Raw genomic sequence first — 11879 nt, 5'->3', positions numbered from 1 at the left:
CTGCGCGCCTAGAACGACGAAGGCCCCCGCCGGAGCGGGGGCCTTCCTCGTGCGTCGGCTATTGGCCGGCGAGGGCCATGGTGGTGATGTTCACCGGGTCCTTGGGCTTACCGTCGGTGACGGGGGTGCCCGGCTTCGGGGCGGGGTCGCCCGCCTTCGGGACGATGCCCTTCTTCGCGATCATCTGCAACACGGTCAGTCCGGCGTCGTCGGTCTTGCCGATCACGGAGTAGTTCGCGGGCAGCGTGGTGTCCTTGTACACGAGGAAGAACTGGCTCGAGCCCGTGTTGTACGTGCCCTCCTGGCCCGTCTGCGGGTTCGACTGCTGATTCGCGTTCGCGACGGCGATCGTCCCGGCCGGGTAGATCACGTTCTGCGAGGCCGCCATCGGGTTGGCCTCCGCGCTCGCCGGCTTGAGGAACTTCGGCGCCTCGTCGGGCGAGGTCCAGCTCGGGCCTCCGAGACCGGTGGCCGACGGGTCGCCGCACTGCAGCACGTACAGGCCGCTCTTCTTGTCGGCGGCCTCGTTGGCGGTCTCACGGTGGCAGGTGGTGGCGTCGAAGAACTTGGCTTGCATCAGCGCGACGAAGGTCTCCACGTTGCACGGCGCCTTCGAGCGGTCGAGCTCGAAGCCGATCGGGCCCGCGTTCGTCGTGATCGTGCCTGTCATGGTGCCGGTGTTCGGGACGTCCTTGCCCTCGGGCTTGGTGAGCGACTTGTTGCGTTCGGTGAGCTTGTCCAGCTCCGGCAGCTGCTTCTCCGCGTCCGCGATCGTCTTGTCCGAGGCGTCGGTCTGCTCGACCGCCGCGTCGATCTGCTGCTTGAAGGAGGCCTGCTGATCCGCGGGCATCGTCGGCAGGCGCTTCTGCGCGTCGGCGATCTGGGTGCGCATCGTCGCGATCTGCTTCTTCTGCGCGTCGAGGTTCTTGCGCGCATCGGCCGCGGGATCGCGGTCGCCGAAGTCACAGGTCACGTGGAGCGACTTGTACTTGTTCTCCGCGGCGACGCGCAGGGGGGCACGGGGGCCCGCCGGGACCCAGATGTAGGCGGCCACGACGGCGGCCACCGCGACCACCGCGATACCGGCCCCGATGGCCTTCACCTTGCGCTTGCGCGCATCGGCCTCACGCCGCTCGTTCTGCTTGGCCAGCTTCTCGCGGGCTGCCTGGCGGCGCTCTTCATTGCTCGGCACGGTGTGACGACCTCCTCATTACCGATATCCGGCGGGCACAACTGATCGCCAAGTCTGCCAGCTAAACCTGATAGACGCCGTCACCGGGTCTGGTGCGACAATGGTCCGATGCTGATCACCGGATTCCCTGCGGGGGTGTTCCAGACCAATTGCTACGTCGTCGCAGCCGGTCCGGACTCCGACGCCGTCGTCATCGACCCCGGTCAGGACGCCGTCACGCCCCTCAAGCAGGTGCTGGCCGAGCATCGCCTGAACCCGGTCGCGGTCCTGCTCACCCACGGTCACCTCGACCACACGTGGACCGCGCAGCCCTTCGCCGACGAGTACGGCATCCCCGTCCACATCCATGAGGGCGACCGGGCGATGCTCGCCGATCCCGCCGTCGGCATCGGCGCCGCCCTCGGCGCGATGATCGGCGACCAGGTCTTCGTCGAGCCGCAGAAGGTCATCGACCTCGTTGACGGTGAGCCCGTCACCCTCGCCGGGATCACCTTCGGCGTGGACCATGCGCCCGGACACTCCGCGGGTTCGATCGTCTTCACCGTGCAGGCGCCCGCGATCGACGGTGCCGGTGCCCCGGTCGAGGGCGAGACGGTCACCGTCGCCTTCGACGGCGACGTCCTGTTCCAGGGCTCGATCGGACGGACCGACCTCCCGGGCGGTAGCCACGAGCGGCTCCTCGAATCCATCGCGGCGAAGCTGCTGCCGCTGCGGGACGACACCGTCGTCCTGCCCGGGCACGGTCCCGCCACCACCATCGGACGGGAGCGGGCGTCGAACCCGTTCCTGCAGGGCCTCACCGGCACGCAGACGCCGGGTGAGCGGAAAGGACGATACGGACTGTGAGCGCCAGTAGCTTCCAGGCTCCCAAGGGCATTCCCGACTACATCCCGGTGCCGTCGGGGGAGAAGAACAGCTCCGCCGACTTCCTCGCCGTGCGCACCGCGCTGCTGCGGGCTACCGCCGAGGCGGGGTACGGCTACATCGAGCTGCCGATCTTCGAGGACACCACGCTCTTCGCGCGGGGCGTCGGCGAGTCGACGGACGTGGTCGCGAAGGAGATGTACACCTTCGCCGACCGTGGCGACAGATCCGTCACGCTGCGCCCCGAGGGCACCGCGGGAGTGGTCCGCGCGGTCCTGCAGCACGGCCTCGACCGCGGCCAGCTGCCGGTGAAGGCCGCCTACGCGGGCCCGTTCTTCCGCTACGAGCGTCCCCAGGAGGGGCGTTACCGGCAGCTGCAGCAGGTGGGCATGGAGGCGATCGGCGTGGACGACCCGGCGCTGGACGCCGAGGTGATCGCCGTGGCGGACCGGGCCTACCGCAGCGTCGGCCTCGACGGCTTCCGGCTGGAGGTCTCGAGCCTCGGCGACGCGACGTGCCGTCCGCAGTACCGCGAGAAGCTGCAGGAGTTCCTCTTCGCGCTCGACCTTGACGAGGAAACACGCCGTCGCGCCGAGATCAACCCGCTGCGGGTGCTCGACGACAAGCGGCCCGAGGTCAAGGCGATGACCGCCGACGCCCCGCTCATGATCGACAACCTCACGCCGGAGCCGAAGGAGCACTTCGAGAAGGTGCTCGGCTACCTCGATGCGCTGGGGGTGCCCTACGTGGTGAACCCGCGGCTGGTCCGCGGGCTCGATTACTACACGAAGACCTGCTTCGAGTTCGTCCACGACGGCCTCGGCGCGCAATCGGGCATCGGCGGCGGCGGCCGCTACGACGGCCTCGTCGAGCAGCTCGGCGGCCGCGAGGGCGTCACCGGCGTCGGCTTCGGGCTCGGTGTGGACCGCACGCTGCTGGCGCTCACGGCGGAGGGGAAGCGCGCCCCGGCGGCACCCCGTGTGGTGGCCTTCGGCGTGCCGCTCGGCGACGCCGCGCGCGACGCCATGGTGCCGCTGCTCGGCCGCCTGCGCCTGGCCGGCGTCGCCTCCGACATGGCCTACGGCAACCGCGCCATGAAGGGCGCGATGAAGGCCGCGGACCGCTCGGGCGCGCGATTCGCGCTGATTCTGGGGGACGCGGAGCTCGAGCAGGGCGTCGTCATGGTCAAGGATCTGGCGCAGGGGGAGCAGCGCGCGCTCCCGATCGATACCGTCGTGGACGTGATCGTGGCTGAGAGCGCCGAGAGCGCCGAGAGCGCAGGGTAGCCCGCGTGTCCTCCAGTCCTGCCGAGCCCGGCGCCCGCGACCCGTGGGCGCTGAGTGCGGAGGACGCGGTCGATGTGGACCTGATCCCGCCCCGCGTGGTGTTGCCGAAGGTGCGTCGTGCGGTGGCGGTGGGGCTGCTCGTGACCGTCGTGGTCGCCGTCTTCGTTGCCGTCGTGGCGGGCCCGGGGTGGGGCACCGCGGTGCTGCTCGCGGGCGCGGCGCCGGGGCTGGGCGGATACCTGGGCGTCGCGCGGCGACGCGTCGTGCTCGACCACCGTGTGCTCACCCGGCGGACGCTACGCACGCAGCGGGTGAACCTCATGGACGCCGATGAGGTCGACCTCGTCGCCGAGGTGGCGCGGTTCGCGCAGGTCTCGCTGCGCATCCGGCATGGGAGGACGACGGTGCGCCTGCCGGTCGCCCTGTACGAGGGGCCCGGCCGCGGTCGGGTGCGCGGCCGCGAGCTGCCGATGCTGGGAACCCGCCGGCTAGCGGAGGCGCTGGACCGCAACCGTCGCGCGGAAGTGCGCGACATCGGGCGGGTGCTCGCGGAACAGTCACGGTCGCAGGCCTCGTCGACGCCGATGCGCGACCGGCCGCTGTTCCGCGCTGCCGGCATCGCGCGGGAGGTCGGCGGCACCGAGGAGCTGATCTTCACGGCCGACGAGGTGGACGAGATCGCCCGGCCGCCGTGGTAGACGCGCAGTGTTCGAACACTTGACTGTGATCGAACAAAATGTTCGACTAGCGGTGTGCGATGGGACGGTCAGCTGCTGAGTGATGCCGGTTCGGGCGTGCGTGCGCTGCCCGGCCTTGAGGGCGTGGGGCGCACCGTCACGACGCCGGAGTTCGAGGGCATCACCTTTCACGAGGTGCTTTGCAAGAGTGCGCTGAACAAGCTGCCGGAGTCCTCGGCGATGCCCTTCTCGTGGACCGTTAATCCGTACCGCGGCTGCACGCATGCGTGCACGTACTGCTTCGCGCGATCGAGCCACGAGTACCTCGAGTTCGACGCGGGCGGGGACTTCGACTCGCAGATCGTGGTGAAGACGAACCTGGTCTCGGTGCTCAAGAAGGAGCTGCGCCGCGCGTCGTGGAAGGGCGAGCCGGTGGCGCTGGGCACGAACACCGATCCGTACCAGCGCGCCGAGGGGCGGTACCGGCTCATGCCCGGCGTCATCGGGGCTCTCGCCGGCGCGGGCTCGCCGATCTCGATCCTCACCAAGGGGACTCTCCTGCGGCGCGACCTGCCGCTGCTCACCACGGCCGCCACGCGCGTGCCGGTGCAGTTGTCGGTATCGCTGGCGCTGCTCGATCCGGAGCTGCAGCGCTCGCTCGAGCCAGGGACGCCGAAGCCCGAGGCTCGGCTGGAGCTCATTCGCGCCATCGCGGACGCGGGCTTCGACTGTCACGTCATGGTCGCCCCCGTCGTGCCTTATCTCACCGACGACGCGGCCTCGCTGCGCGCGCTCATCGCGGCGCTCGCGGACGCCGGGGCGGCCAGCGCCTCGGTCATGGCGCTGAACCTCACGGGGCGGTACCGGGACTGGTTCCTCGGGTGGCTGTCGGAGAATCATCCGATGCTGGTGCGGCGCTACCGCCAGCTGTACGGCTCCACCGGCCGCGTCTCTGCCGACTACCGGACCCACCTGCGCGCCCGCGTCACGCCGATGCTAGAGGAGTTCGGGCTGCTGCGCCTGGAGGATCCGTACGCGAGTCCGCCGCAACGTGTGCCGCGCACCGGGCGGGTTCACGGCTCGGCCGCGCCGGACCTGCAGGAGTCGCTCTTCTAGCCAGGTGCGTAACCATCATGTTACGCTTCTGGGGTGAGCGTCTTCGCGGCCATCGCCGACCCGGTGCGACGCCGGATCGTGGTGCTGCTGAGTGCATCTCCGATGACCGCGGGGCAGGTCGCCGCCGAGTTCGACATCAGCCGCCCAGCCATCAGTCGGCATCTGCGCGTGCTCCGCGACGCGGGCGTCGTTGAGGACGGACTGTCGGGCGAGGACGGGCGCGAGCGGACGTACGTGCTGCGGCTCGACGCGCTCGACGAGATCGACGGCTGGCTGATGCGGGTGCGTGGGCCCGCGCGGCTCGCGGGCCTGCTGGCCTCGCCCGCGCTGGATACGGAGGTGCGCCGCACGCGGCGCGACAGCGTCCGCGCGGCGGATGCTGCGGGTGCCACGGAGATCGATGGAACACGAGAACGGGGAACGGCATGACCAAGCAGGCGACGGGGCGCGTGGAGCCCACCGACGGTGGGTGCGACCTGATACTCGAGCGGTACTTCCACGCGGGCGTCGACGACGTCTGGGCCTCGATCACGGAGCCCGGCCGGACGGCGCGGTGGTTCGGTCCCTGGGTGGGTGAGCCCGGAGTCGGCTCGGTCGTGCAGGTGACGATGGGCTTCGAAGAGGGCGCTCCCGTGATGCCGATGACCATCACGGCGTGCGAGCCGCCCCGCAGGCTCGGCGTGCACTCCAAGGACGAGTACGGCGAGTGGAACCTCGAAGCGCTCGTCGAGCGGGACGGTGACCGCACCCGGCTGACCTTCGTCCACCATCTCGACGCCGCGGCCAACGCCGCGGAGGTGGGGCCGGGCTGGGAGTACTACCTCGACGCGCTCGTCGCCGCCGAGACCGGCCGTGCAGCACCGGATTTCGAGGACTACTTCCCGGCGATGTCGGTGCACTACGGCGGCGAGTGACGGGGCCGCCCTCGCGCCACTAATGAAAACGATTACTATTAGTGGCATGACCGACTCAGCCCCTCTGCCTGTCACCGTCCTCTCCGGCTTCCTCGGCGCCGGCAAGACCACGCTGCTCAACCACCTGCTCACCAATCGCGACGGCCTGCGCGTCGCGGTGATCGTCAACGACATGAGTGAGGTCAACGTCGACGCCGCGCTGGTCGATCTCGGCGGCTTCGATCGCACCGAGGAGAAGCTCGTCGAGCTCAGCAACGGGTGCATCTGCTGCACCCTGCGCGAGGACCTCGTCGACGCCGTCGGGGCGATCGCGCGCCAGCGCACCCCCGAAGGAGAGCCCCGCTTCGATCACCTCGTCATCGAATCCACCGGCATCTCCGAGCCCATGCCCGTGGCCGCGACGTTCGACTGGACCTTCGACGACGGCAGTCGCCTCGGCGACCTCGCCGCCCTCGACACGATGGTCACCGTGGTCGACGCCAGCACGTTCCTCGGCGAGATCGCCCGCGGTTCCAGCCTCGCGCAGCGCGGACTCGGCGCCGCCGCGGGCGACGAGCGGTCCATCGCCGACCTGCTCATCGACCAGGTCGAATTCGCCGACGTCGTGCTCATCAGCAAGCTGGATCTGGTCTCGGCCGCGGCCGGCGGCGCGGTCGAGGCGACCGTGCGGCGGCTCAATCCACGGGCGCGGATGCGGCCGCTGCCGCGCGGCGAGATCGCGGTCGCCGAGGTGATCGGCACCGGCCTGTTCGACCACGAGGCCGCGTCGTCCGTCGCCGGATGGGACGACGAGGTGATCGGCGGCCACACGCCCGAGACGGAGGAGTACGGCATCTCCTCGACCGCCTACCGGGCCGACCGGCCGTTCCATCCGCAGCGGCTGCTCGAGTCGCTGGCGGAGGTGCGGGCGGTGCTCCGGAGCAAGGGCTTCTGCTGGATCGCGAGCCGTCCCGACCTGGTGGGCGTCTGGTCGCAGGCCGGGCCGAACCTCACCATTGAGCCCGCCGCCTACTGGTCCCAGGTCGACGGTGCGCCGCAGCAGGAGCTGGTCTTCATCGGCGTGCGCCTCGACGCCGAGCGGATGCGGGATCTGCTCGACCGCGCCCTGCTCACCGACGACGAGGTCGCCGAGGGCCCGGCCGCGTGGGTGGAGTACCCGGACCGGCTACCGGCGTGGAACGTGCCGGCGCACCGTCATTGAGCGGCGAGGGCGGCCTGGGCGGCACCCGCGGCCGCCGCGGCGACCTCCGGGATGAGCGCCAGGCGTGTGCGGCGCTCGAGTAGGTCCTCGGCCGTGATCGCGCCCTCGGCGAGCGCGCCGAAGGCCAGCTCCGCGCTGGTGATCTCGGTGCCGTCGGCGACGGGTGTAGCGAGCGCCGGGTCGGTGGCGGCGAGCGCGACGACGATGGGAGCCTCGGTGCCGTACGCCCTCACCAACCGCTCGGGGGCGTCGATGCGGCGCAGCGCGTCCCGCGATGTAGCGCCGACCAGGGGCAGGGTTCGGGTGACGCAGGGCCCGGCGGTCAAGCTCGACGCTGCGAGAGCGGCATCGACGGCGTCCTCCGCCATCCGGCGGTACGTGGTGAGCTTGCCGCCGACGACCGTGACGAGGCCGTCGCCGCGGGTGAGCACCGCGTGCTTGCGGGAGACGTCGGCCGTCTGCCCTTCGCCGGAGTCCAGCAGCGGGCGCAAGCCGGCGAAGGTGCCGACGACGTCGTCGCGGGTCAGCGGCGTGCCGAGGGCCAGACTCACCGTCGCGAGCAGGAAGTCGATCTCGGCGTCCGAGGGCGTTGGTACATCGGGTAGCGGACCGTCGGCCTCCTCGTCCGTCAGGCCTACGTAGACCCGTCCGTCGGGCTGCGGCAGCGCGAAGACATATCGTCCGAAGGCGCCGGGGACGGGCACCGTCAGGCCCGCAGTGAGCCCGCCGAAGGTCTCCTGCCGGAACACGAGATGCGTGCCGCGGCTGGGGCGCAGTGTGATCGCCGGGTCGACGGAGCCCGACCACACGCCGGTCGCGTTGACCACGGCCTTCGCCCGGACGGTGACCGAGTGCCCGGTCAGCTCGTCGGTGATCGTGGCGGTGGTGCCTGTCACCTGCGAGGCGGAGCAGTGGGTGAGGACGATTGCGCCGTGGCCCGCGGCGGTGCGGGCGATGCCCACGGTGAGTCGGGCGTCGTCGGTGAGCTGGCCGTCCCAGTTGAGGAGTCCGCCGCGCAGGCCCGTGCGACGCACCGTGGGGGCCATCGCGATCACCTCTCCTGCGGAGATGCGGCGAGAGCGGGCCAGCTCGGAACCGGGGGTGCGGGCGGCGAGGCGCAACGCGTCGCCCGCGAGGAAGCCGACGCGAGTCAGGGCGGCGTCGCGGCGCCGGACGTCGCCGAGCAGCGGCACGACCTGCGGGAGGGGACGGGTGAGATGCGGCGCGATGAACCGGATGAGGGCGTCGCGCTCGACGGCGCTCTCGTAGGCGATCCCGACCGCGCCGGAGGCGAGGTAGCGCAGACCGCCGTGCACGAGCTTCGAGGACCAGCGGCTCGTGCCGAAGGCGATGTCGTGCTTCTCGACCAGAGCGACGCGCAGGCCACGGCTCGCGGCGTCGAGCGCGACGCCGGTGCCGGTGACGCCGCCGCCGATCACCAGCAGGTCGACGGTGGGATCGGCCGTCAGAGCGGCGAGGTCGGAGGAGCGGCGGGCCGCTGAGAGGCGGAAGGCGGGATCGATCGAATCGAGGGAGGTCACGGCGCGAGGTACCGGTCGATGAGGTCGAAGAGCTGGGCGTCGAGCAGATCGGTGGACTCGGTGAACACGGGCCCGGTCAGCGCGGACGACCAGGCGAGCTGCACCATGACGGCGGCGTGCTCGGCGGGTTCCCCGCTGCGGATACTCCCGTCGGCCTGGCCGGCGGCGATGCCCCCGGTGATCGCCTCGAGCTGGGCGCGGGACGTCCGGCCGGTGCGGTGCAGTAGATAGGGCATGAGGAACTCGGGATCGAGCTCGATGATGCGGCGCAGCAGCGGGTGCGAGCGGGCCGCCGAGGTCACGTGCACGACCGTGCGCGCGACGGTCTCGCGGCCGGTGGCGCCGTCGAACAGGCCGACGCCGGTGAGCGCGGCGACGAACTCGCGCGTGGTGACCGCGGCGGCCAGGGCTTGGACGTTGGGGTAGCGCCGGTACAGCGTGGCGCGGGAGACCTGCGCGGTGCGGGCGACGTCGGCCATCGTGGTGCGGCGGATGCCGATGGTTGTCATCAGGTCGCGGGCGGCGTCGAGGATCAGCTCGTCGTCGACGGCGTTGGCCGGGCCGCGCGTGGATGGCCGCCGAGGATTGAGATCCTGAGACATCATGTGTACAAATGTATCATGACTTCGTCCGAGGTGGATCTGCCCGTCGTCGCTTTCGAGCCCGGCCGCTGGGGTGATCCCGCGAACCCCATGCACCTGTCCGAGTCGGTACTCGGCGCCCTCACGATGCTCGGCATCGAAGGCGGTCCGGGGGAGCCCGAGCAGCCCTTCCTCATGCCATCGCGCATCTCCGGCCGGGCCCTCGCGGCCCTGCAGAAGTCGGGTGTGACCGTCGCCACCGACGACGCTACTCGGCTGGGGCACCTGCGCGGCTACTCCACGCCGGACCTGCTGAAATTCCGTGCCGGCGACACCGCCGACGCGCCCGATGCGGTCGTCGTTCCGGAGACCGCGGAGCAGGTCGCCGAGGTGCTCGCCGTCTGCGCCGCCAAGGACCTCACGCTCAGCCCGTTCGCCGGCGGCACGTCCGTCGCCGGCGGCCTCGCGCCCGAGCGCACCCGCCCCGTCGTGGCGCTGGACTTGCGGGGCCTGTCCGGGCTGATCGACCTCGATACCGTCTCCCAGATCGCGACCCTGGCGGCCGGAACCCGCCTGCCCGAGGCCGAGCGCCTCCTCGCCCAGCACGGCTACGAGCTCGGTCACTTCCCGCAGTCGTACGAGGGAGCCACCGTCGGCGGCTGCGCCGTGACCCGCTCCGCCGGGCAGTCCTCGATCGGCTACGGGCGGTTCGACGAGATGGTCGTCGGGCTCACCGTCGCCACGCCGCAGGGCGTCGCCGAGATCGGCACCGCCCCCAAGTCCGCCGCCGGCCCCGACCTGCGCCAGCTCTTCCTCGGCTCCGAGGGTGCCTTCGGCGTGGTCACCGCCGTCCGTGTCCGGGTGCACCCCGTCCCGAAGGTCCGCCGCTTCTACGGCTGGCGCTTCCCTGACTTCGCGGCCGGCGCGAACGCCATGCGCGTGCTGGCCCAGAGCTCCGTCCGCCCGACTGTGGTGCGCCTGTCCGATGAGGCGGAGACCGGTCTCAACCTCGCGAACCCCGGGGCCGCCGGTCAGGCGGCCGTCGGCGGGTGCCTGATGGTGGTCGGCTTCGAGGGCGACGAGCCCGACGTCGACTGCCGCGACGGCTACGTCTCCGCGCGCCTGATCGAGCTGGGCGGCGAGTTCCTCGGCGAGGAGCCGGGGGAGGCCTGGCGCGTCGGGCGGTTTCGCGGCCCGTACCTGCGTGATCCGTTGCTGGACGCGGGCGCGCTCGTCGAGACGCTGGAGACGGTCACCTTCTGGTCGAACGTCGACCGGCTCAAGGCCGACGTCACCGCCGCGCTCACCGGCGCCCTCGGCGAGCAGGGCACGCCCGCCGTGGTCATGTGCCACATCTCGCACGTCTACCCGACCGGCGCCTGCCTGTATTTCACCGTGATCGCGAAGGCTCTGGAGGATCCGCTGGCACAGTGGGGCGCCGCGAAGGTCGCCGCGAACGCCGCGATCCGCGGCGCCGGCGCGTCCATCACGCACCATCACGCCGTCGGCACGGACCACCGCGCCACCTATCTGGAGGAGATCGGCGACGTGCAGGTGACCGCCCTGCGCGCGGTCAAGGACGCCCTCGACCCGCAGGGCGTGCTCAACCCCGGGATCCTGCTCCCGTGACCGGCCCCGACGTCATCGCCGTCCTCAACCCGATCTCCGGCGGCGGGGCCGCGCGAACCCGGTGGGCCGCCGTCGCCGAGGAGTTGGCCCGCCGGGACGTCGCGACGGACGTCGTCGAGTCGACGTCGAGCACCGACGCCCGACGGCTCGCGGAGAAGGCCGCGGCGTCGGGCGCGCTGACCGTCGCGGTCGGCGGGGACGGCCAGATCCGCGAGGTCGCCACCGGCGTGCTCCGCGTGCCGGGTGCGCCCATGGGTATCGTCACCGGGGGCCGCGGCAACGACATGGCCCGCCATCTGCGTATTCCTGACGAGCCGTCCGGCATCGCCGACGTGCTCACCGACGGCCGCCGCAGGGATCTCGACGTGCTCACCGTCGGTGACGAGATCGCCGTCGGCAACGTCTACGTCGGCCTGGACTCCGTGGCCGCCGAGCTCATCAACAGACTGCGCTGGATGGGGCCGCTCGCGTACCGCCTCGCCCCGGCGATCGCCGCGCTCCGCTGGAAGCCCGCCGGGTTCCGGATCGAGGTCGACGGTGCCGTCCACGAGGGCCCGGTCCACATGGTGGTGGTCGCCAACTCCGGCTGGTACGGCAGCGGCCTGCACATGGTTCCCGCCGCGTCCTCGGCCAACGGCCGCATCGAGGTACTCGCCGTCGACGGTGCCGGGAACAAGCTGAAGCTCATCAGCGCGATGGGAGAGGCTAAGACGGGCGCCCACGTCGCGCGGGCGGAGGTGTTGACGTTCAGCGGCCAGGAGGTGTGCGTCAGCGCCGATCGCCCGATCCCCGTCCACGCCGACGGCGACTACCTCCAGGAGCTGCCCGTCACCGTCGGGATCCGGAAGGCCGTCCTCCCCGTCCTCGTACCCCGCTGA

Annotated in this window: 12 protein-coding genes; 9 read left to right on the top strand and 3 right to left on the bottom strand. The window is 71.4% G+C overall.

The window, feature by feature from the left end:
* Nucleotides 1–58: 58 nt before the first annotated feature.
* Nucleotides 59–1192 (bottom strand): peptidylprolyl isomerase, encoded by a 1134-nt coding sequence (locus tag HNP44_RS08105; RefSeq protein ID WP_259143183.1) that lies wholly within the window; start codon nucleotides 1190–1192, stop codon nucleotides 59–61.
* Between the two features lie 108 nt (nucleotides 1193–1300).
* Between HNP44_RS08105 and HNP44_RS08100 the strand changes: the two genes are divergently transcribed.
* Genes HNP44_RS08100 through HNP44_RS08070 form a run of 7 tightly spaced genes read left to right on the top strand, consistent with a single transcriptional unit; the run spans nucleotide 1301 to nucleotide 7250 of the window.
* On the top strand, nucleotides 1301–2038 hold the full coding sequence (locus HNP44_RS08100) for an MBL fold metallo-hydrolase (RefSeq protein ID WP_259143185.1): 738 nt from the start codon (nucleotides 1301–1303) through the stop codon (nucleotides 2036–2038).
* Nucleotides 2035–3342, top strand: coding sequence for a histidine--tRNA ligase (gene hisS, locus HNP44_RS08095; protein WP_259143187.1), 1308 nt, complete (start codon nucleotides 2035–2037; stop codon nucleotides 3340–3342). Before HNP44_RS08100 ends, hisS begins: the two co-directional genes overlap by 4 nt.
* A 5-nt stretch (nucleotides 3343–3347) precedes the next feature.
* Nucleotides 3348–4040 carry a hypothetical protein gene (locus HNP44_RS08090; protein WP_259143189.1) on the top strand — a complete coding sequence of 231 codons (693 nt, stop codon included), beginning with the start codon at nucleotides 3348–3350 and terminating at the stop codon, nucleotides 4038–4040.
* Between the two features lie 54 nt (nucleotides 4041–4094).
* Complete coding sequence (locus tag HNP44_RS08085; protein ID WP_259143194.1) at nucleotides 4095–5135, top strand: Rv2578c family radical SAM protein; 1041 nt, start codon at nucleotides 4095–4097, stop codon at nucleotides 5133–5135.
* Nucleotides 5136–5168: 33 nt separating this feature from the next.
* Entirely contained in the window at nucleotides 5169–5564 is a 396-nt protein-coding gene (locus HNP44_RS08080) for a metalloregulator ArsR/SmtB family transcription factor (RefSeq protein WP_259143196.1), read from the top strand.
* Nucleotides 5561–6049 (top strand): SRPBCC family protein, encoded by a 489-nt coding sequence (locus HNP44_RS08075; protein WP_259143198.1) that lies wholly within the window; start codon nucleotides 5561–5563, stop codon nucleotides 6047–6049. Before HNP44_RS08080 ends, HNP44_RS08075 begins: the two co-directional genes overlap by 4 nt.
* A gap of 46 nt (nucleotides 6050–6095) precedes the next feature.
* Nucleotides 6096–7250: a GTP-binding protein gene (locus HNP44_RS08070; protein ID WP_259143199.1), complete on the top strand. Its 1155-nt coding sequence runs from the start codon at nucleotides 6096–6098 to the stop codon at nucleotides 7248–7250.
* Here the strand turns inward: HNP44_RS08070 and HNP44_RS08065 are convergent.
* Nucleotides 7244–8791, bottom strand: coding sequence for a glycerol-3-phosphate dehydrogenase/oxidase (locus HNP44_RS08065; protein ID WP_259143200.1), 1548 nt, complete (start codon nucleotides 8789–8791; stop codon nucleotides 7244–7246). The two genes, HNP44_RS08070 and HNP44_RS08065, sit on opposite strands and share 7 nt — an antisense overlap.
* A complete protein-coding gene (locus tag HNP44_RS08060) occupies nucleotides 8788–9396 on the bottom strand; it encodes a TetR/AcrR family transcriptional regulator (RefSeq protein WP_259143201.1) in 609 nt (202 codons plus the stop codon). The genes HNP44_RS08065 and HNP44_RS08060 overlap by 4 nt, the downstream gene beginning before the upstream one ends.
* Before the next feature lie 15 nt (nucleotides 9397–9411).
* Between HNP44_RS08060 and HNP44_RS08055 the strand changes: the two genes are divergently transcribed.
* Both HNP44_RS08055 and HNP44_RS08050 read left to right on the top strand, forming a co-directional pair.
* Nucleotides 9412–11001 (top strand): FAD-binding oxidoreductase, encoded by a 1590-nt coding sequence (locus HNP44_RS08055; protein WP_259143202.1) that lies wholly within the window; start codon nucleotides 9412–9414, stop codon nucleotides 10999–11001.
* Complete coding sequence (locus HNP44_RS08050) at nucleotides 10998–11879, top strand: diacylglycerol/lipid kinase family protein (RefSeq protein ID WP_259143203.1); 882 nt, start codon at nucleotides 10998–11000, stop codon at nucleotides 11877–11879. The genes HNP44_RS08055 and HNP44_RS08050 overlap by 4 nt, the downstream gene beginning before the upstream one ends.

Source organism: Tsukamurella ocularis (assembly GCF_024807615.1).
Classification (GTDB): domain Bacteria; phylum Actinomycetota; class Actinomycetes; order Mycobacteriales; family Mycobacteriaceae; genus Tsukamurella; species Tsukamurella ocularis.
The sequence above is the reverse complement of the archived record's forward strand: the minus strand, read 5'-3'. Positions and strand labels throughout refer to the sequence as shown.